This is a genomic window from Chelatococcus sp. HY11, from assembly GCF_018398335.1.
In the GTDB taxonomy this organism is placed as follows: domain Bacteria; phylum Pseudomonadota; class Alphaproteobacteria; order Rhizobiales; family Beijerinckiaceae; genus Chelatococcus.
On the sequence record NZ_JAHBRX010000001.1, the window covers coordinates 1,098,882 to 1,124,835 of the forward strand.

Genomic DNA, 25,954 nt, shown 5'->3' on the forward strand with positions numbered 1-25,954 from the left:
AACGCCATGGATGCCTTCAAGCCTTTCATCGCCAAAGTCGCCACCGGCGCCCCGCTGAGCCGCGACGAGGCGCGGGCCGCCTTTGACACCCTTCTTTCCGGTGAGGTGACGCCCGCCCAGAGTGGAGCGTTCCTCATGGCACTGCGCGTCCGTGGCGAGAACGTCGACGAGATCGTCGGCGCCGTGTCGGCCATGCGGGCGCGCATGTTGCGCGTTTCCGCCCCGCCCGACGCCATCGACATCGTCGGCACCGGCGGCGACAACTCCGGCAGCTACAACGTCTCGACGCTCGCCTCCATCATCGCAGCGGCGGCGGGCGTCGTCGTGGCCAAGCACGGCAACCGCGCCGCCTCCTCGAAGTCAGGCGCCGCCGACGTGTTGATGGCGCTGGGCGTCAAGGTCGGCCAGGATGCGCCGGGCATCTCACGCACCATCCGCGAGGCGGGCGTCGGCTTCATGTTTGCGCCGACCCATCACGGCTCGATGCGCCATGTCGCGGCCGTTCGCGCGGAACTTGGCACACGCACGCTGTTCAATCTGGTCGGCCCGCTCGCCAATCCAGCCGGCGTGAAACGCCAGGTGCTCGGCGTCTTTGCCGAGAGTTGGCTCGCGCCCCTTGTCGAGGTGCTGAAGACGCTGGGCTCGGAGAAAGTCTGGGCCGTCTACGGCACCGACGGCCTTGATGAACTGACGGTTGCCGCGCGCACCGACGTGGTGGCACTGGAGAATGGCCAGATCCGGCGCTTCTCCGTGCATCCGGAGGAACTCGGCCTTTCGCTCGCGCGACCGGAAGATCTGAAGGGGGGCGATCCCGAGCATAATGCGCAGGCGCTGCGCGATGTGCTCGACGGCAAGCCGGGCGCGTATCGTGACATCGCCTTGCTCAATGCGGCGGCGGGCCTTGTGGTTGCGGACAAGGCGAACGATCTCAAGGAAGGACTGGTGCTGGCGACGAAGGCCGTTGACAGTGGCGCGGCGCGCAAGGTCCTTCAGGATCTCGTGCGCGTTTCAAACGCGGCGCCGGAGGAGCATCAGTGATGAGCGTGGCCCAAACGGCCCCTGCGGGAGACATTCTCGCCCATATCGAAGCCTACAAGCGTCGCGAGATCGAGGTCGCCAAGGCGCTTGTACCGCTGGCGGAAGTCGAGCGCCGCGCCGGGGCGGCTCCCCCGGTCCGTCCCTTCGCTGACGCCATCGCCAGCCACATGGCCCAGGGACGCCCGGCACTGATTGCCGAGGTCAAGAAGGCAAGCCCCTCGAAAGGCCTGATCCGCGCCGATTTCGATCCGCCGCAACTCGCCCGGGCTTATGCCGAGGGCGGCGCGACATGCCTCTCCGTCTTGACGGATACCCCCTCCTTCCAGGGGCAACCGGAATATCTGGAGGCTGCGCGCTCGGCCTCCGGCCTGCCGGCTTTGCGCAAGGATTTCATGTTCGAGCCTTACCAGGTCTTCGAGGCGCGGGCCTGGGGGGCCGATTGCATTCTCGTCATCATGGCGAGCGTCAGTGACGACGAGGCACGGGTACTCGTCGATACGGCGCACGACCTCGGCATGGACGTTCTTGTCGAGGTGCATGACGGGGCCGAACTCGACCGCGCTCTGCCGCTTGGGACGCGGCTCATCGGCATCAACAACCGTAACCTGCGGACCTTTGAAACGTCGTTGGCGGTTTGCGAGAGCCTGGCGCCCCGCATCCCGCAAGATCGCATCATCGTCGGCGAGAGCGGCATCTTCACCCATGCGGATGTCGAGCGCCTCGCGCGTTCCAACATCCGCGCCCTCCTCGTCGGCGAAAGCCTGATGCGGCAGGCCGACGTCGCGGCGGCGACCCGCGCTTTGCTGTTCGGCGAGGCGGCGCGGCCGTGAAGGGCCTGACGCATCTCGACGCCACCGGCCAGGCCCATATGGTCGACGTATCGGCAAAGCCGGCGACCAGCCGCACGGCGACCGCCGAGGGTGTGGTGCGGATGAGGCCGGAGACGCTGGCGCTGATCCGCGCGGGTGATGCGAAGAAAGGTGACGTGCTCGGCACCGCGCGTCTTGCCGGCATCATGGCCGCCAAGAAGACCCATGACCTCATCCCGCTTTGCCATCCTCTCGCTTTGTCGAAGATCACGGTGGATCTCGCGCTGGACGACGCGCTGCCAGGCGTCCGGGTGACGACGACGGCAAAGGTCAGCGGACCGACCGGCGTCGAAATGGAGGCGCTGACGGCGGCGAGCATCGCCTGCCTCACCATTTATGACATGGTGAAGGCCGTGGATCGCGGCATGGTAATCGGCGATATCCGCCTCATCGCCAAAAGCGGCGGGCTATCCGGTGATTTCCGGGCCGCGGAGCCCGGCAAGGAGGACGAGGCTTGAGCGGAGAAGGCAAGAAAGCGGGGGGCGTCGGCCTCACATCGGTGGCGGACGCCCTTTCGACGATCGTCGGCATGGCGGGTTCAGCGCTACCGGCCGAGCGACTGCCGCTTGCCGTCTGTCGTGGTCGTTATCTCGCTCGGGATCTCGAGGCGTTGCGGACCCAGCCGCCCTTCGACGCCTCGGCGATGGACGGCTACGCGGTTCGCGACATCGACGTCAGCTCCCTGCCCGCGACGCTTCGCGTCATCGGAACCAGCGCCGCAGGGCATCGCTATGAGGGCACGCTCGGTCCGGGCGAGGCCGTGCGGATATTCACCGGCGCGCCGGTGCCGGCAGGTGCCGACCGTGTCGTGATCCAGGAAGACACGACGCGCGATGGCGATGATGTGGTTGTGACCGCCCAGTCATCATCATCAACCAATATTCGTGCCGCCGGGCTCGATTTCACAACCGGCCAGGTGCTCATCCGTGCTGGCGCGCGGCTGGATGCGCGGCTCCTCGCCCTTGCGGCGGCCATGGGTCATGGTGCCCTGCCCGTCCGCCGGCGTCCACGTGTGGCGATCCTCGCAACAGGCGATGAGCTGGTTCGGCCGGGTGAACCCATGGGCCCCGACCAGATCGTGGCGTCCAACAGCTACGCCGTGGCGGCGATGGCCGAGGACGAGGGCGCGGAGGTGATCGATCTTGGCATCGCCGGCGACAGCTTCGTCGCTCTTGAAGCCGCCATCAACGCGGCCCGAGAGGCCAAAGCCGATGTGCTGGTGACGCTGGGCGGGGCCTCCGTCGGCGACCACGACCTCGTGCAATCGGCCCTGACGGCCCAGGGCATGGAGCTTGGCTTCTGGCGGATCGCCATGCGCCCGGGCAAGCCCCTCATGCACGGCCGGCTTGGTGACATGGCCATCCTCGGATTGCCGGGAAACCCGGTCTCCGCAATCGTCTGCGCCCAGCTTTTCCTGATACCTCTTCTGCGCCGGCTGGGCGGTGATCCCGACGCGCTCGCCGACATGAGCGAGGAGGCGGAACTCGCGGCAGACTTATCAGCTAACGACTTCCGCCAGGATTATCTGCGCGCCGAACTCATCGATCGCCCGGATGGCGTGCCGCTGGTGCGCCCCTTCGGGCGGCAGGACAGCTCGATGCTGAGCACGCTTGCCGCCTCAGGCGCCCTTGTCCTGCGCGCGCCCCATGCGCCGGCCGCGAAGGCCGGCGCGCGCTGCAGGATCATGCGGCTGCGTTAGCGTTCACGGCCGGAATGGACTGGCTGCTCGCAAACCAGTTGTCCGGGTTCCACGCCTGCTTTATCCTGAAAATACTTGGATGCGAAAAAGACCCAACGTAATTGTTGCCGAAATACGCGGTCATGGCCCTATCAATAGGATATTGAGCGCCATTCATTGAATAATCGCTGTTATTCACACCAATATCGATATCGCAGTAGTTGAAATAGCACCCATCAACAAGCGGATCTGAGAACCCCCGCGGTAATGGAATGCCGTCCCAGTTCGCGTAAACGTCCTTGTACATATCCTGAAGCCACTTGACGTTGGCTTCCGCGACAGCGGTATTGGCGCTGGCATTCTGCGAATCCTCATACCAGTATGTCTCGTACTGAATTTTCACAATGGAGGAGCGCTGCGCGATCGCTGTGTCCTTTGATTGAACCTTGTTTATTTTCCCCCCATAGGAATCAAGCTGGAAGAGCGTGGAGCTAAGATCTGCGCCGTCTGGCTGCTCCGTCATGTAATAAAAATACTTGTCACTCTGATCTCGCGGGATCGCCTGCTTGAGATAAGCGGACTTGTATTTCCCATATCGGTTCGGCCCAGAACCATTCACGTTCTGCGTCCCCTCAAGATATGTATATTTTCGATAGGGCAGAGCGTCTTCTCCCGTCAGGAAGAGGCCATTGTCAGCCAGCCAGGCGGGGTGGCCGATATGCGGCGCGGGTGTATTGGAAATTGCGCCGATGCTGGCATAGCGCTGCTTGCGCGCATTGGTCGCGGTGAGCAAATACTGTTCAAAATTGTTGATGTCACCGTGCAGATATTTATCATAATAAGTAAACGATGACAGCGAGAGCGAACCTGTCTTTTTATGGTTGATATGAAATATGTTGAAATTGTTCCACGTCTGCTGGCCCTGATAGCACTCATTCTCGGCATAAGTTTGAAAATACTGAAACAGTACATCTCTAGTTATGTTGGCCCAAGGGAGCGTGATCGTGCTGATATACATATAATCAGGGGAACGTGGCAGCTCCTTGAAGTAATAGTGCGTGATGATCCCGAAATTCCCACCCCCGCCGCCGCGCAGCGCCCAAAACAGGTCCGCGTTCTTGTCCTTGTCGCAATAGATAAGCTCAGCCCTTTTGTTGCGGATGACAACGATACTGACGCCCGTCAACCAATCCACGGTCAGTCCGTAGAGACGAGACAGGAGGCCGTAGCCGCCACCCGTCACATGGCCGCCAAGACCAACGGAATAGCACGATCCGGCAGGTAACGTCTTCCCGAAGACGTTATTGAGGATCTGATACATATCCCAATTAGCATTACCTGTTCCGATGTAATACCCCTTGTCCTTGTCGAGGCCGAAATCCCTCAATCCGGTCACGTCGACAATACATTTCGTCTTGTCGCTGTATACGAAATTCTCGTAGCAATGACGGCCGCTGACGATCTGAACTTCATCATGATTATAAGTCCTGATGAAATTCTCCGCTGCGTTGAGCGCATCCTCGGCGGTGAGCGGCGTATAGACGCGCTCCAGATTGGGCGCGCTCCAGCGCCTGTCGAAGCCCTGCCGATCGGAGGGCGTAATGGCATCACCTTCTCTGAAAAGACATGTGGACATGGCTCACCTTCCCCAAGGTCACCAACGTCAAGCGCTTCCCCGCGCACATGGAAATTGCTCCATGATAAGCAAATCTATTCAGCATCCAATTGTTGCGTCAACCATAAAAATACTATGTTTTGCAATTTGTTACGTTAACTATATTTATTCATGTTCTACATGAAACCACACTTCCTCTGAGCAGTAATAGCCATCGTTCCCTGTAAAGAAGGAGCCGTCGATCTTCATCTCCGGGAACGGAGCCTCCAGCGTGGCGCGCGTGCCCCTTTTATAGCCCGGCGCAGCGCAACACGGCGCGCTCCCCCTCCTTGCCATCCCAATCACGCGGGCTCGCGATTCCGGGATGGCGGGGCTCCTCCTTATCCCGCCCTGTCCCGGGTCTTCATCCGGGAGCGGGCGATCGCGCCCTTCCTCTCCCGCCTAGTCCGGCCAGCGCAGGAGTGCTTCAACGCGCCGTTTACGCCTCTCGGCAAGTGGCGTTGCAATGACACTGTTCGACTGTTGCGCCTTGTCGAGCTCTTCGTTGAGGCGTGCCATCACCTGGTGTTCCTGCTCAGGATGCAGGTTACAGGGGTCCATGAAGAAATAGCCGTGCTCGACTTCGTGGTCCCGCACGATGACCGGCGGCTTCCCCGCCGCCAGCGCATCAGCGAGGTCCCAGGCTGTTATATGAGCCGCTTCCGGGTTGATATTGACCTGCAGACGATCGAGAGGGTTGTTCGTCGGATCCGCGACAATGGTGGCCGTGACACCTGGGCGAGCGGCGAGCCCGATCTTCCAGAGCTCGAGCGCCCTGAACTCTCGCGCCCGAATGCCCGCGTGCTCGCGCCGCTCCCAGGCTTTCAGGGCGGCGATTGTTCCGGCAATCCCTTCCTTGCCAATCTTCATGCCGCGGCCGATGCCGAGGTTCTGCAGAAAGGCAGCACGCACAAGACCCTTACGCCCGGCGACGATGCCGCCCGTCGGGCCCCCCAGGAACTTGTGGGAGGAATAGAGGGCCATGTCCGCCCCGGCGGCCAGAAAGCCCCGAAGGTCATATTCGGAGGCTGCATCGACTATCACCGGCACGCCCTTCTCATGGGCAATCGCGGCGAACTCATCCAAAGGGATCTGCCCGAATTGAACCGTGTGGTGGGAGACCACATAGAGCGCCGCCGCCGTGCGTTCGGTGATGGCCCCCGCGAGCTGGTAGCCATAGGCGCTTGTCACCTGCCCCACCGGAACAACCTTGGCCCCCGCGAGCCGGATGCTCTGTTCGACCGGTGCGCCGAAGCTGACGAGATGCCCGCTGAGGACCACCACTTCATCCTTCAGGCCACGCGCATCCGGCAACCGCTCGACGGCCGCGAGATCCTGACCCGTCATGGCTCCGGCCACAGCCAAGGTGATACCCGCCGCGCACGAGGCGGTCACGAAGCCGCTTTCGCCGCCTGTGAGCCGCGCGATCACCTCGCTGGCGCGGCGTTGCAGGTCATTGATCTCGACAAATTGCGGCAGCACCCGAGCGATCGTGTCGACCGCGTCCGGCACGACGATCGAAGCTCCGAGGCCGGTCATGGTGCCTGACACGTTGATGATCGGGCGAACGCCAAGCTCCATTCGGATATCCGTGCTCATGTATCACTCCTGCGAACGCGTTTCGACTGATGGTCGGCGGGAGCGGCCAAAGCGCATGTTTGGACGCGCTGTCTCTGCCCGACGTTTGGAATGTGACGCCCGATGCGGAGCAACGCGCGACGCGGATCCATGGAACCCCGAAAAGAGAGACTGCCGTGCTGCCGCCGCCATGCGAATGATGTCTCTGGCCACGGCGGCGGCACTTCCTCTCTTGTTCGAGGCCCCATGGATCGCCTCCGCCCCCCGGCAGCCCTCAATCCTGTCGTGTTAGGCGGTCCTCGAATCCACAGCACGGCGCGCGTTCGCGTTGCCGCGGCCTGTAGCGAGCGGCCTCCGCCACATGGCCGCCCCGAATGGCAAAGCGTGGCTCGAACATCCGGGTGAGATGCGCTGGCTGCCCGAGCGAATCCATCACCGTCACGTCGTCATCAACAAGATCGAAAATGGTGAACTCAGCAGCGCTCCCGACAGCGAGCAGACCCGCGACAGGCAAGCCCACGGCCGTCATGGGCGCCGTCGTTGATGCTGTCACCACGTCCTCAAATGGCATGCCCACGGACAGGAGCTTGGACATGGTCGTGGCCATGTCCCAAACCGCTGAATCCATCGAACGCAGATGCAGGTCCGTGGAGATCGAGAAGGGCTTCAGTCCGCGCTGAAGAGCGACTTCGGCGACCTTGAAGGAAAATGAAGCGCCCCCGTGACCGATATCAAGGCGAACGCCGCGGTCGGCGCAACGCAGCACGAGATCCCAGAGGTATTGGTCCTCGATGATCGACGAACCGGCCTTGCCATTGAAGCAATGGGTGACGATGTCGCCCGGATCGAGAAGGGCGAGCACCTCGTCATAGGTCGGCGGTGCTTCGCCCACATGGACCATCATCGGCAGGCCGGCGACCCGCGCCATCTTCTTCGCGATTTTCAGCGGCGTGATGCCCCAGCTGCCGACGATGACGCCGCTGGCGCGACATTTGATGCCGACGATGACGTCGCGATTGGCTTCGATGACAGCCAACGAGCGGTCCATGTCGATGGAGCGCGTATCGATGAGTTCGCTCACACGGTTACAGGCAACGAGGCCGATCGATCCGACATTCAGGAAGGCGCGGATACGCTCCGGCGCCCGATCGATCACATATTCCCGGAAACCGTGGAAATTCGCCTCACCGGCGGAGCCGGCATCGACGATCGTCGTGACGCCCCGCTGCAGGCCGGCTTGCTCCGGCCGTATCGAGATGTCGGTGCCGCCGTGCCAGACATGTGCGTGCAGATCCACCCAGCCGGGCGATACATAGGCGTTGTTGCCTTCGATGATGCGCATCTCGCCGTCAGCCGCGAGGCCCCGGCCGACGGCGGCGATCCGGCCGGTCTCGTCGATCAAGATATCCACCTGCGGCTCGGGCGCGTCACCGCCGAAGGCGACCGGCCGCACGTTGCGCACGAGGATGCGCGTGCGTCCTCCGGCTTCCTGGGCCCATTGTTCCAGCATCAGAATTGTCCTTGCGTGATCATAAGTCTTTGGAAAAACGTGGATCCAGCAGGTCGCGCAGGCCATCCCCGACGAGCTGCAGCGAGAGCACCGCTATGACGACCGCCAACCCCGGAAACAAGAGGATCCACCAAGCCTGGTCCATGTACTGGCGGCCGAGGCTGATCATCGTTCCCCAGGTGGGCACGTCGGGCGACACGCCGACACCGAGGAAGGATAAGCCCGCCTCAGCGAGGATGGCGCTGGCAAAAATGAACGTCCCCTGGACCAAAATCGGCGACGTGATGTTGCGCAGCACGTGCATGACCATGATGTGCGGCGTCGAAGCGCCGATGGCGCGCGCGGCTTCGACATAGGGCAATTCGCGGATGACCAGCGTGGAGGCGCGCACGATGCGTGCCAGACGTGGCGCATAGACGATGCCGAGCGCGACGATGACATTCACCAGGGTCGGCCCGAGCGCCGCGACCAGCGAAATGGCCAGCAGGATATCGGGGAACGACATCATGGCATCGAGAAGCCGTGAGATCGGCGGGTCGAGCCTGCGGAAAAAGCCCGCCAGCAGCCCGAGCGTGACGCCGATGACGGACGAGAAGACCACGACGGCGAAGCCAACGAACAACGAGGTTCGCGCGGAATAGACGACACGCGTGAAGACATCCCGGCCGAAATCATCCGTGCCGAAAAAGTGTAGGTCCGAGGGCGGCAGCAGCCTGTTGGCCACGGACAGACGCGAGGGCGAATAGGGGGTGACCCAAGGCGCCAGAGCCCCCGCGAGCGCAAAGATCGCGAGCACGGCGATGCCGACGATCATTGTCTTGCGCTGCATCGAGCGCCTGAGCAGCGATGGCCGTGTCGGGAAGGTGTGGGTGTCGATCGTAGCCATCAGAAGCGCACCCGCGGATCGACGACGAGATAGAGCATGTCGATGATGAAATTCAGCAGGACGTAGAGGCCCGCGACGATCAGCAATGCGCCCTGAATGACCGGATAGTCGCGGCGCAGCACGGCCGAGACCACAAGATTGCCGACCCCCGGCAGACCGAACACCGTCTCGGTGACAACCGCGCCCGAGATCAGCACGGCGGCCGTCAGGCCGATGACGGTGAGGATCGGAATGAGCGCGTTCTTCAGCGCATGCTGCAACAGCACCTTCATGTGGCTGACGCCCTTGGCGCGCGCCGTGCGGATATAGTCGCTCGACAACACCTCGATCATGCTGGTGCGTGTAAAGCGGGTAATGAGGGCGGAGCTGATGATACCGAGGGTCACCGCCGGCAGCACGAGATGCTGCATGCGCCCCGCGAAGCTCTCCCCCGGCCCGCCATATCCGGACGTCGGAAACCAGCCCATGCGCACGGAGAAGAACTGGATGAAGATGAGGCCGAGCCAAAAGCTCGGAATACTGGCCGACAGCATCGCCACGGCTGTCACCAGTTGGTCCGTCCATGTGCCACGCTTCCACGCCGCCATGATACCGACGGGCAATGCGATCGCGCAGGCGATGACGATGGCGAAAAGGGTCAGGAAGAAGGTGGGCTCGGCGCGTTGAGCGAGCGCGCTCAGAACCGGCTGGTCCAGAAAGATCGAGCGGCCGAGATCACCGCGCGCAACCTGCTCGAGAAAAGCGAGATATTGGATCAGCAGAGGCCGGTCGAGCCCGAGTTGGATGCGCAGCGCGGCAATATCGGCGGCAGTCGCGTCAGGACCGAGCATGACGGCAGCCGGGTCACCGGGCGTCACACGGACGATGACGAACACCACCGTCGCCACGATGAACATGACGATGATCATGCCGACAAAGCGATTGAGAATGTAACCAACCATAACCCTGCACCATCCTGAGAGAGGGGGGCCGCGTCTCCCCCACGCGGCCCCGGCCGGGCCAATCGCGCACGATCAGCCCGGGCTTCGTCAGTCCAGCGATGCGTTCCAGAAGAACGGCCAAGGGGCGGGTTCGACGCCCTTCAGGTTCGGGGCCTGTGCGTAAAGCGCGTTGAAATTGCCAACCTTGTAGAGTGGAGCCTCAGCGAAGACGGCTTCCTGCACCTTGGCGAACAATTTGACACGCTCATCGGTATTGACCGCCGTATTGAACGGGCCAATCGCCGCCTGTTTCGCGGGGGTAGACCACCAGCCTGGCGAGGCATCCGACATATAGCTCGACAGCGCCGGTTCAGGCAGGAACGGGCTGTGCGTGATATAGATGCTCCACAGCTTCGGATCAGCCCGGCGCTGCGTCAGCGTCGCCCAGTCCACCACCTGCATGTCGACCTTGAAGCCGGCCTGCTCGAGGTAGGCCTTGGCCACCTGCGCCATCTTGTAGTGGAATTCGTATTGCCGGCTCGTCAGGATGACGAGCGGCTCGCCCTTGTAGCCGGCCTTGTCGAGCAAGGACTTCGCCTTCTCGGGGTTGGCCTGGTTGTAGAGCTTCGTGCCCTCCTCGGTATGCCAGATGAAGCCCTTTGGGTAGAGCGCGCCATCGACCTCGTAGAAGTCCTTGGAACCGAACGCGGCCAGGAGCATGTCATTCGGATCGAGCGCGGCCTGGACAGCCTGGCGCGTCTCGAGCTTCGACGTGATGCCTTCCTTCGTGTTCATCACGAACACGGGCCAGCCGAAGGACTTCAGGACGACCGGGGTCGACTTGCCTGTCTTCAGACGATCGAAGGACTCGACCGGCAAGGAATCGGCATAGGCAAATTGTCCGGCGACGGCCCCTTCAACGCGCGTGTTGGGATCCGGGACCGGAACAAACCGGATCTCATCAAGATATTGCTTGCGCGCCCCACCATAAAAATCGGCCTCGCCGGTGCGGGACGTGTATCCATCGAAGCGCGTGAGCTGGATATACTGGTCCGCCTTACGCTCTTTCAGGGCATAGGGCCCGGTGCCCGCGACCTTGGCCAGCGGAACCGCCTGATTGTCAGCCTTGAGGACAATGGCCGCTGAATTGTTGAAGGCCAGCAGGGCAAGCAGTGGCGCGTAGGCCTCCTTCAACGTGATCTTCACGGTCAAGTCGTCGACAGGCTCGATCGACGCGATATTGGCGGCGGTTTGCTTGCCGCGAGAGGCATTTTCCATCCAGCGCTTGAGCGACGCGGCAACATCGCGGGAGGTCATGGTACCTCCGTCGTGGAAGGCGATCCCGTCACGCAGTTTGATCGTGTAGACTTTGCCGTCCGGCGATATGTCGGGCAGCGCCTCGGCAAGGAGAGGCGTGATCTTCCAGTCCTTGCCGAAGGTGTAGAGCGTCTCGAAGATATGCTGGCTAACGATGCCGACGAGATCGGCCGTCGAGACCATAGGATCGAGTGTCGGTGGCTCGCCGACGGTCGCCACGTTGATAATACCGCCACGTTTCGGTTCAGCGGTAGCACTTCCTGAATAGAATGGAAGCGCGATCAAGGCCGCCGCCAGAAGGGAATGATATTTCCGATTCATCACGTCTCCCCTTTTTGCGTATTTCTATTAAAAATATGCGTTTATGTATTTTTTTTATTCTTATTTACTTCATAAAGCGAATGCAGCTTGGCGTTCCTATTTTGATCTGGAAGCCTGTGAAGCGGCCACGCCCTTCTTGCCAGTCGATATCCCACACCATGACACTGTCATCGTTCTGGTTCGCTGTGATGACCCAGCGTCCGCACGGTGAGAAAGCGAAGTCACGCGGCTTGTCGCCGCCGCTTGGACTATCGAACCAAGGCGATATCGCGCCGCTCGCATCGTCGAATTCGAAGAACGTGATGGCGTGGGCGCCGCGGTTCGAGACGGCAAAGGTACTCCGAGTGGGATGCCAATGCAGCCCCGCCGCGGTGTTTTCGCCAGTAAAAGCCGTGCGCAAGGTCGAAACACGCGCAATTTCCTCAAGCCGGCCACCGCGGAAACTCAAGGAAGAGACCTCGCTGGTCAGTTCATGAACAAGCAGGACATAGCGCCCGTCCCTGCTGAAATGAACGAGCCGCGGTCCAGCTCCCGCTGGCGCGCGCCAGATGAATGACGGCGTCGACGCGAGTTCGCCATTCGTGAAGGCGTAACTGGCAACCTCGTCGGTGCCGAGGTCGGGCACGACGATCCAGCTGCCATCCGGTGAGAAGCGCACCGCATGGGGATGCGGAATGGTCTGGCGTATCGGGTGGACGCTGTGGCCATGGCGCTTCGCCATGCCTCCCGCTTCACTGACCCGGCCGTCGGCATCGACAGCGCGCGTCAGGACATGCCCGCTGCCGTAGAACGCTCCTGCGAGCCATTGGCCCGTCGGGTCGACATCGAGGTGACACAAAACCTGCCCCGGGGTCGTCTGGCGATGAAGGAGATGGAGCCTCCCGGCCTCGTGATCGGCCGCGATCGTTGCGATACCGCTCCGGGCGTCGTCGACCTCCAGCGTGGCGAGACAACGATTGGGCCCGATGGGCTTGAGGTATGACGGGTTCGGCAGATCGTCGACGCGATCGACGAGCGCGAGATGTCCGTCCTCGCCAAGCCGGACGAGAGAAATCCCCTCCCCCGCCGCACGAAAATCCGCATAGCTCTCCGTGAAGCTGCCCACCAGGAAATGGCAATCAGTCATGGGCGCCTCCCCGGTCCGCGTGGCGGGCGCGCGTTACCTGTGGCGCGGCGGGATGCGATGCCGCTCCGCCGCCTCTGATCCCCGTTGCGAGCGCTGGACGGGTCATCGGCGTCCCCGCGGCGGTGGCCCGCTCGACTCGCGCACATTGAGCGTCGGATCCAGCGTGATGCGAATAGGGGGACCGGCGTATTGTCCCGAGACCCTTTCGTGCAGGAGCTTGAGCGCGAGGCGGCCCAGCGTCGACGGAAAGGGATCGACCGTGGTTACGGGTGGATCGAGTGAACGGGCGAGAAGGCTGTTGTTGATGGCGGCGACGGAGACATCGCGCGGAATGCTGAGCCCTCGCTCGCGCAAGGCCCGCATCACGCCGACAGCGGTCACGTCATTGCGCGCGAAGACGGCGGTGAACTCCACGCCACGGCGGACGAGATCAGTCACCGCCGCATGCCCGGCCTCTTGCGAGGGAAGATCCGGCAGGCACACCAATTCGGTATGCTGGGCAATTCGCGCGTCCTTCAGCGCTTCGCTGTAGCCGCTGTAAGGCGAGAAATTGTCGAAATGCGGCGCCCCCTCGACATAGGCGATGCGCCGATGGCCGAGCGCGATGAGGTGCTCCACGGCGAGCTTGGCGGCTGTCAGATAATCGGTCGATATGGCGTCGATCTTGAGTCCCTTCGGCCAGCGACCAACATAGACAAGCGGTTTGCCCGCCTCGATGACCCTGAGCGCTCCGTTGGTCGGCCGGTCGATGGCGCCGGGCGCGACGACCGCCCCACCGATCGTTGGATCATTCGCGACTTCGGTGAGCTGCTCGCTTTCGGTTTCGAAGCGATATTCGGACTGGCTGGCCATGACCTTGAGTTCACGGCTGCGCGCCTCCTGCTCCATGCCGTCGATCATCTCGCCGTAGAACGGACTGGAAAAGGTCGGGATGATCAGCGCGAGTCGCGTGGGAGGTATCTGGCCAGGGCGTATGCTCGCCAAACGGTCTACCACGAAGGTACCACTTCCGGGCCTGCGCTCCAGCCTGCCGGCATCGACGAGCGCATCGATCGCCCGCCGGATGGTGGTGCGCGACAGGGAATACTCCTCCATAAGCTGCCGCTCGGACGGAATCGAGTGGCCGGGCCCATATCGCCCTTCCTCGATTGCCTCGCGCAGCGCGCGCTCCATCAGTCCGGTCTTATCTGAAGTCATGGATTGTGTCTCTCCATAGAACATGTATTCTATACGAAGGCCAATCAGACAACAACAGCTGATTTGATAATACCGGTCACAAGGGGGATTTTATGAAATCGATCATCGCTGGCGTATGCTGCCTTGCGGCGCTCTCGGGGGCTGCCCTCGCACAGGACAAGGCATTCAAATACCCGAGCTGGATGTGGGAAGAGGGCCAGGTCGGAGCCTGGCACAAGGAGCGCAAGGCCGAGTTCGAGGCCAAGAATCCCGGGCTGAAGGTCGAAGCCACAGTTCTGTCTCCGGCCAATTTCGAGAATGTCATTACCACGCAGATCGCGGCGGGCGACGTACCGGACCTGATGCCTGCCTACACCAATATGCTCGCGCCGCTCATCGATGCGGGGGTGCTGGCGCCACTCGACGACTGCATCGCGGCATCGTCCTACAAGGACAGGATTCTATCCTCGATCAAGTTCGCGCAGAAGGATGGCAAAACCTACGGCGTGCCGCTCACCATGAGCCCCCAGTCTATGATCGTGAACAAGGATCTCCTAGAGAAAGCCGGGGTGACGAGCGTCCCGACGACGCCGGAGGAGTTCCATGCCGCGGCCAAGGCGGTCAAGGAAAAGACCGGGCAGTGGGGATACGGCTTTCCCAACAACATGTCGAACGCGCTTTTCCCTTATCTGCAAAGCATGCAGTGGGTGATCGGGCTGGGCGGCGACTGGTCGAAGCCGGATGGAACCATTACCGCGAACGATCCCCTGACCATCAAGGGCGTTTCATGGACCAAGCGCTTTCTTGACGAGGGCTTGAGCCCCAAGGGCCTCGACGCCAACGCGATCCGCACCATGTTCGCGGAAGGCAAGGTCGCCTTCATTTTCGATGGGCCCTGGGTCATTGGGCAGGTCAGCACCACTAATCCGGATCTCGTCAAGAAAGTGGACTTCACGGTCATGCCGACGCCGACCCATGCGGCGATCACAGGCGGCGCCTACTACACGATTCCGGCCGGTTCGAAGCGCAAGGCGGAAGCTTGTCAGTATCTTGAAATCATCAATGCGGAACCCGCCCAGCGCGCCTATGTCGAGAAGCTGCTGCAAATTCCCGGCACGGACGTGAAGCTCAGCCCGGAGTTTCTCGCCAAGAACCCATGGGTTGGCCAGATGGTTGAAATCGCGGCGAAATATCCCGGCGGGTTGGGCTACGCGCCGCCCGGCTACGCAGTCGACGCGGCCGAGTTCCGGCAGATCGTGTCCGACCATCTCGCGAAGATCTATGCAGGCACGGCGACCGTCGAGGAAGGCCTGAACCAGGCCCAGAAGGCCCTTGAAACCTGGGCGAAGACCCGCTGACAGGCGGGGAGTCGGCTGAGTTTCCCTTTCGGGCGGTCGGCCCCCCTAGATGACTATGCCGCGCTAGACGGCAATCGCAGATCGATGGCTGCGGTCCAGCGATTGTCGGCCTTCACGCGCGGTCGCACGCCCTCTGGGCGCGCCGAACAGCGATCGGGGGACAGCGAATCACTGCCCCCCGCGCCGCTTCCATTCGGAAGATGAGTGTCCGGCCTCATCGCGCTCCGGATTATCGAATGATACCAATTTAATACCAATTTGCGAGCAATTCATGAAACGGGACCCATCGGCGGTGGCCATTCAGCCGTCGCGCGCGGCGCCTTTCGACTGGATGCCTGTCTGGCTCATTTTGCCAGCGGGGATCATCATGGCGGGGCTCCTCTTTTATCCCATCGTGCGCGGCATTGCGCTCAGCTTTTTCAACACGCGGCTGTTGCGGTACAGCGAGGGCCAGTTCATCGGCCTCGCCAATTATGTGGCCCTGGGGAGCGACCCGGCCTTCTGGAATTCCGTCACGGTGACCTTCACCTACGGCATCGCGACGATGGTCTGCACCTATTGTCTCGGCCTAGGCTTCGCGCTGCTCCTCAATCGCAAAATTCCGGGCCGCGGCTTCATTCGCACGCTGTTCATCATGCCCTGGGCCATTCCCGAGGTCGTGGCGGTCATGATCTTCGTCTGGATGCTCGATGCCCAGTATGGCGTGATCAACTATGTTCTGGTCGAAGCTGGTATTCTCAGCGCACCGGCCGCGTGGTTGACCAGCGCCGGGCTCGCCATGCCGGCGCTCGTTCTCGTTACGAGTTGGCAGCAGTTTCCTTTCGCGATGCTCATTCTGCTGGCCGGTCTGCAAACCATTCCCGACGAACAGTATGAAGCCGCGATGATGGACGGCGCCGGGGTTTTCCGGCGCTTCATCCATGTCACTCTGCCGGGCCTGCGAGCCGTCAATGTCATTCTGATCCTGATCCTGATCCTCAATTCGTTCCGCCGCGTGACGATGATCTATGCCATGACAGGGGGCGGGCCGGCCCGCGCGACAGAAACCCTGTCGATCCTCACCTATAATGTGGCCTTCCAATACCAGCGCATCGGCTACGCCGCCGCAGTCGGCGCGGTGCTGCTCGTTATCCTGCTCTGCTTCAGCCTGGTCTATTTCTTCCTGATCGCCCGCCGGAGTGAGACCCCATGAGATCCTTCGTCAGTTCCGCCAGGACCATGGACGTGACATCCGTCGCAGGTTCTTCGCGGCTCGCGCTTCTCAGGAGCGCGGCCGCCTTCGCCTTCACCCTGCTCTGCGCCGGGATCGTGATCTTTCCCTACTATTGGATGCTGGTATCATCCCTCGACACGGGCTCTCTCTTCGAATGGCCGCCGCGGATCATTCCCGGGAGCATCTCCCTGAAGGCCTATGAAAAGATCTTTACAGAACGTCCAGTCCTGACCTGGCTGACGAACACGGCTGTCGTCGCATCCGCGACGTCAATCTTCTGTACCATCGTCGCGATCAACGCCGGCTATGCCCTATCGCGCTTTCGCGGCAAGATGACCGGGGCGTTCGGGATCTTCATCCTGTTCTCGCAGATGCTGCCCGCAACGCTGATCGTCGTGCCGCTCTATGTCATCTTTCGCCAACTCGGCCTCTACAACACCCTGATTGGCCTGGCGATCGCCGATGCAGCTTTCATTCTGCCGCTGGCGACCTGGCTGATGAAGGGCTTCTTCGACCGCATTCCCACGGACCTCGAGGAGCAGGCGCAGATCGACGGCTGCAGCCGCATGGGCGCCTTCTACCGGGTGACCCTGCCGTTGGCGGTCCCTGGTCTCGTCGTGGTGACGGCCTTCTCATTCATAACCGGTTGGGATGAGTTCTTTCTCGCGCGAACATTGATCGCGACGCAAAGCAACTGGGTGCTGTCGGTCGGCCTCACCTCCTTCGAGAGCCAGTATTCGGTGGCATGGGATGAGATGATGGCTGCTTCCGTCGTTTTCGCCCTGCCGGCGGCCGCCTTCTTCCTTGTTATCCAACGTTATCTCGTCTCCGGTCTGACCTCGGGTGCCGTGAAGGGCTGAGAGATAACAAGGCATAGGAGTTCGCGGGGCGCGGCTGACAAAGGTCATCCGCGCCTGTTTCTTTTAACGAACAAAGATCGCCAAAAAGAATAACGCTTGAAATACAGGCGTGGCCCCGCTGCTGGCTCGGCGTGCCCATTTCCGTCCATGAAATATTCCTTTCCGACTTCAATTTTTGCGAATACCATCTTCAAAATTTCATGGTCGCCGGCATTAAGCCCATTCATTTAAGTAACGAGAAGGCCGGGCCCGCGCGACGTCAGAAGGGGAGCTCGCTTCATGCTGCATGCTGTGCGCCGTGCCTTCATTCTGCTCGCCCTCGTCGCATCATCGACGGTGGCCGTGGCGCAGACGAAAACCGTAACCGTGGCCCAGGGCTTCGATCCCCAGACGCTGTGGCCCAACGGCACGACCGCCTCGGACAATCTCAACGCCGGCGGTGTGATCGTCGAGCCTTTGCTCTGGAACAACCCCGCGACCGGCAAGACCGAACCGCTCCTGGCCGAAAGCTGGGAGCTCACCGCGCCAACCACCATGAAGCTGGCGATCCGCAAAGGTGTCAGCTTCAGCAATGGTGAGCCGCTGAACGCCGATGCTGTGGTCCACAGCTTCAAGGTTTTCCTCGATCCGAAGCAGGCTCCGGCTTATGCCAACTATGCCGCGGCGGTCGATCGCGTCGAGAAGCTCGACGATATGACCGTCGCCGTGCATACCAAATTCCCCTACCCGCCCTTCGAGCTGATGCTGACCCAGGTCTACGTCACGCCGCCAGCCTATTGGTCGAGCGTCGGGCTGGACGCCTTCGGCCAGAAGCCGATTGGTACCGGGCCCTTCGTTCTCAAGGAATGGGTCAAGGACAACCAGCTCGTGATGGAGCGCAATGCCCAATACTGGGGCAAGGGCCCGCAAGGCATCGATCGTCTTGTCTGGCGCCCTGTGCCGGATGATGCGGCCCGCGTCGCCGGTTTCACGATCGGCGAGTTCGACATCGCCACGAACATTCCCATCACCGCCATCGGCGACATCGAGCGCCTGCCCGACCGCGAGGTGATGCAGGTTCCAAGCTACAGGATATTCCAGCTCATCCTGTCGTCGCTCGATGAGCATCCAAGTCCCCTGAAGGACAAGCGCGTCCGCCAGGCCATGAACTATGCCGTGGACAAGAAGCTCATCATCGACAGCCTGTTCGCCGGCCGTGCCTTCCCGCTCAACGGCCAGGTGCTGCGCAAGGAACAGCTCGGCTTCGACCCATCGCTCAAAGACTATCCCTACGATCCGGAGAAGGCGAAAGCGCTTCTGCGCGAAGCCGGTTACCCCGATGGCTTCGAGATCGTCTTCAAGTTCCCCTCCGGCCGCTATGCGCAGGACCGCGAGGTCTCGGAGGCCATTGCCGGCATGCTGGCCAAGGTCGGCGTCCGCGCGAAGATGGTCTCGCTCGAGGCGGGAGAGTTCCTGCGCCAGCTCCGGGCCCGTGAACTCCAGCCGATGGCCTTTCTGGGGCTTGCACCGCTTGACGACCCGGACTTCCAGGTCGCGCAATATCGCTCGTCCTGGCGCTATTCCTACATGCGCAACGCGGAACTCGACAGTTTGATCGACGCGGGCGCGCGCGAGACGGATCATGACAAGCGCGTCGCCATCTATCGCAAAGCCATGCAGCTCATGCACGAAGAGGCACCCATCGTCTTCCTCTACGGTGGTTACGACTTCTATGGCGTGTCGAAGAAGCTCGAAGGCTTTCAGCCCCGCGGCGACCAGCGTTTCTTCTTCTACGGCGTAGCGCTGAAGCCCTGATATTGCGGTGCCAAGAATGCGCTCGTGAAGAATGCGCTTTTGAAGAATTCGGTTTCGAGAGTTTGCCTGTCCGGATTGTTCCGAACGACTATGGGAGTGCAAGGAACATCATGCCATCATCGTCATCTGATGCCATCGTCGTCGATGGTTTGAATTGCGCGCGCGTGAGCCGTGAGCAGATGCTGCGCACGCTGGAAGGCGGAGTAACGGCTATCAATCTGACGGCGATCCGCCCGCCGCACGATTTCGCCACCGCCATGCCGGCGCTCGCGCGAAGCCTCGCGGTCATTTCCGAGAACAACGACATCGCCGTCATTCCCCGCAGCGTTGCCGACATCAAGGCGGCAAAAGCCGCCGGCAAGCTCGCCATCATTCTCGGCGCGCAGAATTCGGTCGTGGTCGAGGAGGATCTGGAGCTTCTCCGCATCCTGCAGCGCGTCGGCTTCCGCATTCTCCAGCCGACCTATATGGAGCGCAATACCCTTGGCTGCGGCGTGCTGGCCAAGGGTGGAGACGATGGCTTGACCGAGAAGGGCGAGCGTTGGGTCGAGCTCATGAACGAGCTCAGGATCCTGATCGACCTATCGCATGTGGGCTATCGCACCGCCGCCGATGTTCTCGCCCGCTCGAAGCGCCCGGTGATCTTCAGCCACTCCAACGCGCGCGCGGTATGTGACAGCCTCCGCAACATTCCCGACGCGTTGATCCTCGCGGCGGCGCGCACGGGCGGCACCGTCGGCCTGACGCCCTGGCCGCCCATGACCCGGCACGCCACGCGACCGACCCTCGATGACTGGGCGGAACAGGTCGCCTATGTCGTCAATCTCATCGGCGTCGATCATGTGGCCTTTGGCAGCGACCTGTCCGAGGGAACCTACGCGTCGGAAGAGCAGTGGCAAAAATCCTTCGGGCCGCGTGGCATGTATCCGGAAGTGACGGGGGTGATGGGCCCCTGGTTCACATTCACCTGTCGCATGACCGAGGGTTTCGAAAGCCTTGCCGACACGCCCCATCTGAGCGAAGCGCTCAAGCGCAAGGGATTCAGCGCATCGGATGTCGACAAGATCATGGGCGGCAATCTCCTGCGCGTTTACGCTGAAGTCTGGGGCGGCTGATCCGACGGCCACCGGCAAGAGGGTGGAGGCGGCCACGCCTCCACTTTGCGTTTGAGGTGAAGGTAGCCGGCTCGAGCCCGCGCCTGTTCCAAAAGAAATCCAGCCGGGCTTTTGGCCCGGCTGGATCCTGCGTCGGTCGGCTCCGCCTTCTTGGGGGAGAAGGGAACCTCACGCGCCCCAGATGTCCCGCATCACGCGCAGCCAGTTGCCCGAGGCGATCTTCTCGATGTCGGATGCACTGAAGCCACGCCGCCGCATAGCTTCCCAGATGCCGGGCGTATCCCTCATCGACTGAAAGCCGGTATTGAGGCGGGTCTCGTAGCGATACCAGTCACCGAGAATGCCGGTGATGTTCGGGTATTCGCCGTTCGGCCCGACCGCCTTGTCCCATTTCACGGGATCGGGATGCGGCTCGACAAGGTCGGTCGCGAAAGACACATGCTCGATACCGGCGACCTTCACCAGATGCGCGACATGGTCGATGTAGTCGTCGAGCGTCGGCCGGGTCTCGATCTTGACGAGCGGCGACCACAGCACCGCGCCGATGAGACCGCCGGTCTTGGCGACCGCGCGCGCCTGATCGTCAGACTTGTTGCGCGGGTTGGGGCAAAGCGCAAAGGCGTTGGAATGGCTGATGACAACAGGCTCCTTGGCAGCCGCCAGGTAGTCGTCGGTTGTCTTCGGGCCGCAATGCGACAGGTCAACGATGAGGTGCTGCTTATGCATCTCGGCGAGCCACGCGTGCCCAGCATCGGTGATGCCGAGATCGGTGCTCGCGTCGAAAGAAGAACCAAAACCGAAAGCATTCTGTTCGTTGTAGGTGGGCTGCAGGATGCGCAGTCCGAGCGTTCGGAAGGCACCGAGCAGCGCGACATCGGCCTCCACCATCGTGGAGTTCTGCGTGCCAAGGATGACACCAACCCGGCCTGTCTCGTGGGCCGCGCGAATGTCTGCGGTCGAGGACACGATCAAGGCGATCTCAGGCATCGCCTCGATGGTGTCTCGCACGGCCTGCAGACGCGTCAGGGAGGTCACCAGGTCGCCGAGCACCGGCAGACACGTGTAGTTGAGCGCCGTGATACCCCCCTCACGGGTGCGCACCATCTGGTCGCGGTTCATTGATGCGCAGTTCAGGCCGTCTATGACGATGTGGGACACTTCGGACACCTCTGGATTCCCTCTGTTCTTGATAGGCCGCTGCGCCTGTGTCAGTCGGGCCTCAATTTTCGGCTGGAAACGCAGACGACTGTCAGCCGTCCCGGCGCTATTTTTCGTCGCTGCGAAACAGAACCCACATCACTTTCGTGGGAATCGGGCCCGCGTTGTAGTATTTGTGGGGACGTTGGCTGGCGAACCTGAAGCAATCGCCCTGCCCCAGTACGTAACGCCGCCCATCAACGAAGAAATCAAGGCTTCCCTCCAGGATGACGCCGGCCTCCTCGCCCTCATGGACAAAGCTCTCGTCGCCAGATTTGCCGTTGGGCTCGATGGTCATCATGTAGATGTCCAACCGCGGCGTGCGGCGAAAAGGCGTAAGCAATTCCTTCGTGATGCCTGTCTGCGCCAGTTCGATGCGCTTGCGGTCCTTGACGCGCGCGATCGGGCGTTCGCTGTCCCCCTCATCGAAGGGCGGCTCGAACAGATCAGCGATATCGACGTCGAGACCATAGGCAAGCCGCGCGAGAACGCGCACGGACGCGGAGGAAAGACCTCGCTCGATCTGGCTGATGAGGGCGATCGACAGCCCGGCACGCTCCGCGACCTCCTTCAGTGAACGACCACGCGCCAGACGGAGCTGACGGATGCGGTCGCCGACGGAGATGTCGGTTTCGCGGTCCAGGGCGGCTGAATTGCTGGCGAGAGCTGGAATGGGGGTTACCTTCGATGCTTCATAACGAATTGGATGACACCACGATATTTGTGAAATTTTCTTTTGTAAATTCAAAAAATAACGATACGCTCGTCATAATTTAACTTCCGAGGAGAACATGATGCGCCCCAACCTGCGTGCACTCGCGCTTGCGGTGACGCTTCCCTTCCTGACGCCTGCATTGCCCCTGTCGGGCAGCGCCGCGGCAGCGACCCTGACCATCGCCCAGCCCTACGATCCGGCGGACTTGTTCGGGACCCTGTCGACCAACAATCCGTCTTTCGCGATCCTGGAGCCGCTGTTCTTCAACAATCCGATCAGCGGCAAGATCGAACCGCTCCTGGCTGAGGGGTTCGAGAAAGTATCGGAGACGGAAATTCTCATAAAGCTGCGCAAAGGCGTCAGCTTCACCAACGGCGAGCCGATGAACGCGGACGCCGTAGTCCATAGTCTCCGCATCTTCATGGATCCCAAGATCGCCTCCGCCTACACGGTCTATTCGACCGGACTCGCGGGGGCTGAGAAGGTTGACGATCATACGGTTCGCCTTCGTCTTAAATATCCCTATCCCGCCCTTGAGCTGATGTTGGCTCAGGTGCTCGTGACGCCGCCGGCCTATTGGGCGGAGGTCGGGCCCAAGGGCTTCGGCCAGAAGCCGATCGGCACCGGACTGTTCAAATTGACCGAGTGGGTCAAGGACGACCGGCTCGTGATGGACAAGAACACGGGATACTGGGGCAAGCTGCCGGAAGGCATTGACCGGCTCGTCTGGAAGGCGGTGCCGGATGATACAGCGCGGGCGGCAGGTCTTACGACGGGTGAATATGGGCTTGCCGTCAACCTGCCGGTGACCACGGCGATCGAACTGGAAGCCCGCCCGGACCTCAAGCTGATCGGTGTCGACAGCTACCGGGTGTTCCAGGTGGTGCAGTCCTCGCTTGAAACCCACCCGGGTCCGATCCAGGACAAGCGTGTACGCCAGGCGCTCAACTACGCCATCGACAAGAAGCTCATCATCGACAACCTCTTTTTCGGCAAGGGCGGGATGCTGCATGGCCAGATCCTGCGGAAGAACCAGCTCGGCTTCGACCCGGCGATCGACGACTACCCCTATGATCCGGCCAAGGCGAAAGCGCTGCTGGCGGAAGCCGGTTTTCCCAACGGTTTCGAGGTCGGCTTCAAATGTCCGTCGAACCGCTACCCGAATGATCGCGAACTCTGCGAGGCCATCGCCGGCATGCTGGACAAGGTCGGCGTGAAGACGAAGATCACGTCGCTTGAGTCCGGCGAGTTTCTGCGCCAGTTCATCGCCCGCGAGCTCGCCCCTCTCGGCCTGATCGGCCTTGGCGTCCCCGATGATCCGGGCTTCGCGATCGCGGCCTATCGTTCGGACTATCGCTATTCCTACATCAAGAATGCCGAACTCGATGCCTTGATCGATGCCGGAGCGCGTGAGACCGACCGTGCCAAGCGCGATGAGATCTACAAGAAGGCGATGCGCATCATGCATGATGAGGCGCCGATCATCTTTCTCTTCGCCGGCGTCGAATTCTACGGAACGACAAATAAGCTCGAGAATTTCAAGCCAAGCGGCGACCAGCGCTTCTACTTCTACAATACGTCTCTGAAGTAAATCACACCTCGATTCAATGACGAGAAGGCCCGGACATGAAAATCCGGGCCCTTTTCTTTTATTCCTTGTTACCGAGCGTGACGAGCCCGGGACCGTGGCGGTCGAGCTGCAGATTGCCGCCAATCGCCCAGTCGGTGCGCTCGTAGTCCTCGAAAAGCACCGTCACCCACTCCGCCTTCGCGCCGAGGGTGGCAATGGCGGCCTCGGTGAAGGCCTTCGCCGCGCGCCGCTTCGTATCCACGTTACGGCCTTTTTCCATCTGGATGGTGATGATCACTGTCGTGACGCCTTTTGCTCGTGATGAGAGAAGATTGGGTTATCAGTCGTGATGGCCGGGCTTCAGCGGCCCGTGACGGTCGAGCTGCAGATTGCCGCCGATCGCCCAGTCCGTGCGCTCATAGTCGCGGAACAGGATGGTGACCCAATCGCGCTGGCCGCCGAGCGTCGCCACGATGGCGTCGGTCACCGCGTTCGCGACCTCCCGCTTCTTCTCCACGGAGCGGCCCTTGTCGAACTGAATTGTGATGATGGGCATGGATTATATCCCTGTCTGGCTGGTGATGGTTGCGGATTATTGATAATGACGCCTTGCCTTGCTTTTCCAGTTGTCGATATGGATGTTCTTTAGCTCGGCCGTCCACCGTGAATAAATACAGATATTTCGGTGATTTGAATCGTTACTGATCTGATATTCGCCGCGATTCCACGCCCGCTCTAGGGGCAATCGACATTCAAGTATTGCTCAAGAGATACCACCGTCATCACCGGGCTTGTCCCGGTGATCCCGACCGGAAAAGGCGCCTCGATCCATCGGGATGGCCGGGACGAACCCGGCGATGACAGCTGAGAATGCCGAATGTCGATTGAACCTAGGGTTCCTGCGCTTTGGCGGCCTTCTCGCGCGCCGCATGTCGGTCGAGCAGCAATTCCCCTCCGATGGCCCAGTTCTCCTTGTCATAGTTTTCGTAGAGAACGGTGACCCATTCCGGCTTGACGCCGAGGGTCTCGACGGCCGCCTCTGTCAGGGCCTTGGCGCCGGCTCTCTTGGTGTCGTCGCTGCGGCTGTTCTCGAATTGAATGGAAATGATCATGGTCGAGCCCTCCCGGGCCGGATCGATCGCGACGTCAGTTGTCGGAAATCTGCGGGTCGAGCGCGTCGCGAAGCTCGTCGCCGAGAATGTTGAAGGCCAGGATCAGGAGCGCGATGGCGATGCCGGGACTGAGCGAAACCGACCAGGACAGGCTCATGTATTTGGCGCCGTCGCTGATCATGCCGCCCCATGTTGGCGATGGCGGCTGCACGCCAAGACCGAGAAAGCTGAGCGTCGCTTCCAGGAGGATCATGCGGGCGAGATCGAAGCTCGCGTAAACAATGACCGCCGAGAGGACGTTCGGCAGGACGTGTTGCACCATGATGCGCGGCGTCTTCACGCCAATCGCGCGCGCGGCCTCCACGAATTCCTTGTTACGGACAGACAGCACTGAGCCGCGGACCACACGCGCGAAACGCGGCCACCCTGACAGCCCCATGATGATGATAAGATTGGTGAGCGACGGGCCGACGACGGCGACAACCGCGATGACGAGCAGAACCAGCGGGAAGGCGAGCTGGATGTCGATCAGCCGCAGGATGACCGCATCCGCCTTGCCGCCGTAATAGCCGGCGATGAGTCCCATCGCCACGCCGGCGATGCCCGACACGAGAACCGCGAAGATGCTGACAAAGAGCGTGATGCGCGCGCCGTAGATGATGCGCGATAGAATATCTCGGCCGAGCTGGTCTGTACCGAGCCAGTACCCCGGCACGCCGCGCTCCATGAGCGCAGGCGGACGCAGCCGCAGGGTGAGCTCCTGGGCATAAGGGTCATGCGGCGCCAGGAGCGAGGGCACCAGCGCGAACAGGAAGCCGATCAGGATGATGAAAAGGCTGAGTTTCGCGGCTTTCTTGGCGAAGAGCCGCTTCAGGACGCCGCGCCAGCGGCTTTCGATGGGGGCGGGTTCCGCTGCAGCGACGGGCGGTGACAAGGACATGGCGCCG

At 61.6% G+C, this 25,954-nt stretch carries 24 protein-coding genes; 10 read left to right on the top strand and 14 right to left on the bottom strand.

Going from position 1 to position 25,954, the window contains the following annotated elements; genetic code table 11:
• The first annotated feature begins 6 nt into the window (after positions 1 to 6).
• The 4 genes from trpD to KIO74_RS05235 are packed head-to-tail and all read left to right on the top strand — an operon-like array spanning position 7 to position 3,606.
• Entirely contained in the window at positions 7 to 1,038 is a 1,032-nt protein-coding gene (gene trpD / locus KIO74_RS05220; RefSeq protein ID WP_213331018.1) for an anthranilate phosphoribosyltransferase, read from the top strand.
• Entirely contained in the window at positions 1,038 to 1,868 is an 831-nt protein-coding gene (gene trpC, locus KIO74_RS05225) for an indole-3-glycerol phosphate synthase TrpC (protein WP_213331019.1), read from the top strand. Before trpD ends, trpC begins: the two co-directional genes overlap by 1 nt.
• Complete coding sequence (gene moaC, locus KIO74_RS05230) at positions 1,865 to 2,365, top strand: cyclic pyranopterin monophosphate synthase MoaC (RefSeq protein WP_213331020.1); 501 nt, start codon at positions 1,865 to 1,867, stop codon at positions 2,363 to 2,365. The genes trpC and moaC overlap by 4 nt, the downstream gene beginning before the upstream one ends.
• Positions 2,362 to 3,606 carry a molybdopterin molybdotransferase MoeA gene (locus KIO74_RS05235; RefSeq protein WP_283772117.1) on the top strand — a complete coding sequence of 415 codons (1,245 nt, stop codon included), beginning with the start codon at positions 2,362 to 2,364 and terminating at the stop codon, positions 3,604 to 3,606. Before moaC ends, KIO74_RS05235 begins: the two co-directional genes overlap by 4 nt.
• Here KIO74_RS05235 and KIO74_RS05240 read toward each other — a convergent pair.
• From KIO74_RS05240 to KIO74_RS05275, 8 genes are all read right to left on the bottom strand, one after another.
• Positions 3,590 to 5,221 carry an FAD-binding protein gene (locus tag KIO74_RS05240; RefSeq protein WP_213331021.1) on the bottom strand — a complete coding sequence of 544 codons (1,632 nt, stop codon included), beginning with the start codon at positions 5,219 to 5,221 and terminating at the stop codon, positions 3,590 to 3,592. The genes KIO74_RS05235 and KIO74_RS05240 overlap by 17 nt on opposite strands.
• Positions 5,222 to 5,641: 420 nt before the next feature.
• Entirely contained in the window at positions 5,642 to 6,838 is a 1,197-nt protein-coding gene (locus KIO74_RS05245; RefSeq protein WP_213331022.1) for an aminotransferase class V-fold PLP-dependent enzyme, read from the bottom strand.
• 253 nt (positions 6,839 to 7,091) lie between these two features.
• A complete protein-coding gene (locus KIO74_RS05250; protein WP_213331023.1) occupies positions 7,092 to 8,327 on the bottom strand; it encodes an amidohydrolase/deacetylase family metallohydrolase in 1,236 nt (411 codons plus the stop codon).
• 19 nt (positions 8,328 to 8,346) lie between these two features.
• Positions 8,347 to 9,213, bottom strand: a complete 867-nt coding sequence (locus tag KIO74_RS05255) for an ABC transporter permease (protein WP_213331024.1) — start codon at positions 9,211 to 9,213, stop codon at positions 8,347 to 8,349.
• A complete protein-coding gene (locus tag KIO74_RS05260) occupies positions 9,213 to 10,154 on the bottom strand; it encodes an ABC transporter permease (RefSeq protein WP_213331025.1) in 942 nt (313 codons plus the stop codon). The genes KIO74_RS05255 and KIO74_RS05260 overlap by 1 nt, the downstream gene beginning before the upstream one ends.
• An 87-nt stretch (positions 10,155 to 10,241) precedes the next feature.
• Positions 10,242 to 11,771, bottom strand: coding sequence for an ABC transporter substrate-binding protein (locus KIO74_RS05265; protein ID WP_213331026.1), 1,530 nt, complete (start codon positions 11,769 to 11,771; stop codon positions 10,242 to 10,244).
• 64 nt (positions 11,772 to 11,835) lie between these two features.
• A complete protein-coding gene (locus KIO74_RS05270) occupies positions 11,836 to 12,897 on the bottom strand; it encodes a lactonase family protein (protein WP_213331027.1) in 1,062 nt (353 codons plus the stop codon).
• A gap of 102 nt (positions 12,898 to 12,999) precedes the next feature.
• Positions 13,000 to 14,094 (bottom strand): GntR family transcriptional regulator, encoded by a 1,095-nt coding sequence (locus KIO74_RS05275; protein ID WP_213331028.1) that lies wholly within the window; start codon positions 14,092 to 14,094, stop codon positions 13,000 to 13,002.
• Positions 14,095 to 14,186: 92 nt separating this feature from the next.
• On the opposite strand from KIO74_RS05275, the gene KIO74_RS05280 reads away from it, so the two are divergent.
• From KIO74_RS05280 to KIO74_RS05300, 5 genes are all read left to right on the top strand, one after another.
• Positions 14,187 to 15,431 (top strand): ABC transporter substrate-binding protein, encoded by a 1,245-nt coding sequence (locus tag KIO74_RS05280; RefSeq protein WP_213331029.1) that lies wholly within the window; start codon positions 14,187 to 14,189, stop codon positions 15,429 to 15,431.
• Positions 15,432 to 15,702: 271 nt separating this feature from the next.
• Complete coding sequence (locus KIO74_RS05285) at positions 15,703 to 16,623, top strand: carbohydrate ABC transporter permease (RefSeq protein ID WP_213331030.1); 921 nt, start codon at positions 15,703 to 15,705, stop codon at positions 16,621 to 16,623.
• On the top strand, positions 16,620 to 17,504 hold the full coding sequence (locus KIO74_RS05290) for a carbohydrate ABC transporter permease (RefSeq protein WP_213331031.1): 885 nt from the start codon (positions 16,620 to 16,622) through the stop codon (positions 17,502 to 17,504). Before KIO74_RS05285 ends, KIO74_RS05290 begins: the two co-directional genes overlap by 4 nt.
• Positions 17,505 to 17,783: 279 nt before the next feature.
• Complete coding sequence (locus tag KIO74_RS05295) at positions 17,784 to 19,298, top strand: ABC transporter substrate-binding protein (RefSeq protein ID WP_213331032.1); 1,515 nt, start codon at positions 17,784 to 17,786, stop codon at positions 19,296 to 19,298.
• A 110-nt stretch (positions 19,299 to 19,408) separates the two neighbouring features.
• Positions 19,409 to 20,413, top strand: coding sequence for a dipeptidase (locus KIO74_RS05300; protein WP_213331033.1), 1,005 nt, complete (start codon positions 19,409 to 19,411; stop codon positions 20,411 to 20,413).
• Positions 20,414 to 20,581: 168 nt separating this feature from the next.
• Here the strand turns inward: KIO74_RS05300 and KIO74_RS05305 are convergent, their stop codons facing one another.
• Both KIO74_RS05305 and KIO74_RS05310 read right to left on the bottom strand, forming a co-directional pair.
• Complete coding sequence (locus KIO74_RS05305; RefSeq protein WP_213331034.1) at positions 20,582 to 21,580, bottom strand: dipeptidase; 999 nt, start codon at positions 21,578 to 21,580, stop codon at positions 20,582 to 20,584.
• 97 nt (positions 21,581 to 21,677) lie between these two features.
• Positions 21,678 to 22,358, bottom strand: a complete 681-nt coding sequence (locus tag KIO74_RS05310; protein WP_213331035.1) for a cupin domain-containing protein — start codon at positions 22,356 to 22,358, stop codon at positions 21,678 to 21,680.
• A gap of 43 nt (positions 22,359 to 22,401) precedes the next feature.
• On the opposite strand from KIO74_RS05310, the gene KIO74_RS05315 reads away from it, so the two are divergent.
• On the top strand, positions 22,402 to 23,916 hold the full coding sequence (locus tag KIO74_RS05315; RefSeq protein ID WP_213331036.1) for an ABC transporter substrate-binding protein: 1,515 nt from the start codon (positions 22,402 to 22,404) through the stop codon (positions 23,914 to 23,916).
• Positions 23,917 to 23,974: 58 nt separating this feature from the next.
• On the opposite strand, the gene KIO74_RS05320 is transcribed toward KIO74_RS05315, so the two are convergent.
• The 4 genes from KIO74_RS05320 to KIO74_RS05335 all read right to left on the bottom strand — a co-directional run bounded on the left by KIO74_RS05320 (position 23,975) and on the right by KIO74_RS05335 (position 25,947).
• Positions 23,975 to 24,193 carry a tautomerase family protein gene (locus KIO74_RS05320; RefSeq protein WP_291959844.1) on the bottom strand — a complete coding sequence of 73 codons (219 nt, stop codon included), beginning with the start codon at positions 24,191 to 24,193 and terminating at the stop codon, positions 23,975 to 23,977.
• A 42-nt stretch (positions 24,194 to 24,235) separates the two neighbouring features.
• Positions 24,236 to 24,451, bottom strand: a complete 216-nt coding sequence (locus KIO74_RS05325) for a tautomerase family protein (protein ID WP_249730865.1) — start codon at positions 24,449 to 24,451, stop codon at positions 24,236 to 24,238.
• A gap of 334 nt (positions 24,452 to 24,785) precedes the next feature.
• A complete protein-coding gene (locus tag KIO74_RS05330; RefSeq protein WP_349629220.1) occupies positions 24,786 to 25,034 on the bottom strand; it encodes a tautomerase family protein in 249 nt (82 codons plus the stop codon).
• A 7-nt stretch (positions 25,035 to 25,041) separates the two neighbouring features.
• A complete protein-coding gene (locus KIO74_RS05335; RefSeq protein WP_213331038.1) occupies positions 25,042 to 25,947 on the bottom strand; it encodes an ABC transporter permease in 906 nt (301 codons plus the stop codon).
• Between the last annotated feature and the right edge of the window lie 7 nt (positions 25,948 to 25,954).

Excerpts from the sequence above, each read along its gene's own strand:
- KIO74_RS05280 (WP_213331029.1), top strand. The coding sequence starts at position 14,187 with ATGAAATCGATCATCGCTGGCGTATGCTGCCTTGCGGCGCTCTCGGGG.
- KIO74_RS05295 (WP_213331032.1), top strand. The coding sequence starts at position 17,784 with ATGCTGCATGCTGTGCGCCGTGCCTTCATTCTGCTCGCCCTCGTCGCA.
- KIO74_RS05250 (WP_213331023.1), bottom strand. The coding sequence starts at position 8,327 with ATGCTGGAACAATGGGCCCAGGAAGCCGGAGGACGCACGCGCATCCTC.
- KIO74_RS05255 (WP_213331024.1), bottom strand. The coding sequence starts at position 9,213 with ATGGCTACGATCGACACCCACACCTTCCCGACACGGCCATCGCTGCTC.
- KIO74_RS05275 (WP_213331028.1), bottom strand. The coding sequence starts at position 14,094 with ATGACTTCAGATAAGACCGGACTGATGGAGCGCGCGCTGCGCGAGGCA.
- KIO74_RS05300 (WP_213331033.1), top strand. The coding sequence starts at position 19,409 with ATGCCATCATCGTCATCTGATGCCATCGTCGTCGATGGTTTGAATTGC.
- KIO74_RS05285 (WP_213331030.1), top strand. The coding sequence starts at position 15,703 with ATGAAACGGGACCCATCGGCGGTGGCCATTCAGCCGTCGCGCGCGGCG.
- KIO74_RS05260 (WP_213331025.1), bottom strand. The coding sequence starts at position 10,154 with ATGGTTGGTTACATTCTCAATCGCTTTGTCGGCATGATCATCGTCATG.
- KIO74_RS05240 (WP_213331021.1), bottom strand. The coding sequence starts at position 5,221 with ATGTCCACATGTCTTTTCAGAGAAGGTGATGCCATTACGCCCTCCGAT.
- KIO74_RS05315 (WP_213331036.1), top strand. The coding sequence starts at position 22,402 with ATGATGCGCCCCAACCTGCGTGCACTCGCGCTTGCGGTGACGCTTCCC.
- KIO74_RS05290 (WP_213331031.1), top strand. The coding sequence starts at position 16,620 with ATGAGATCCTTCGTCAGTTCCGCCAGGACCATGGACGTGACATCCGTC.
- trpD (WP_213331018.1), top strand. The coding sequence starts at position 7 with ATGGATGCCTTCAAGCCTTTCATCGCCAAAGTCGCCACCGGCGCCCCG.
- KIO74_RS05335 (WP_213331038.1), bottom strand. The coding sequence starts at position 25,947 with ATGTCCTTGTCACCGCCCGTCGCTGCAGCGGAACCCGCCCCCATCGAA.
- KIO74_RS05265 (WP_213331026.1), bottom strand. The coding sequence starts at position 11,771 with ATGAATCGGAAATATCATTCCCTTCTGGCGGCGGCCTTGATCGCGCTT.
- KIO74_RS05270 (WP_213331027.1), bottom strand. The coding sequence starts at position 12,897 with ATGACTGATTGCCATTTCCTGGTGGGCAGCTTCACGGAGAGCTATGCG.
- KIO74_RS05245 (WP_213331022.1), bottom strand. The coding sequence starts at position 6,838 with ATGAGCACGGATATCCGAATGGAGCTTGGCGTTCGCCCGATCATCAAC.
- KIO74_RS05325 (WP_249730865.1), bottom strand. The coding sequence starts at position 24,451 with ATGCCCATCATCACAATTCAGTTCGACAAGGGCCGCTCCGTGGAGAAG.
- trpC (WP_213331019.1), top strand. The coding sequence starts at position 1,038 with ATGAGCGTGGCCCAAACGGCCCCTGCGGGAGACATTCTCGCCCATATC.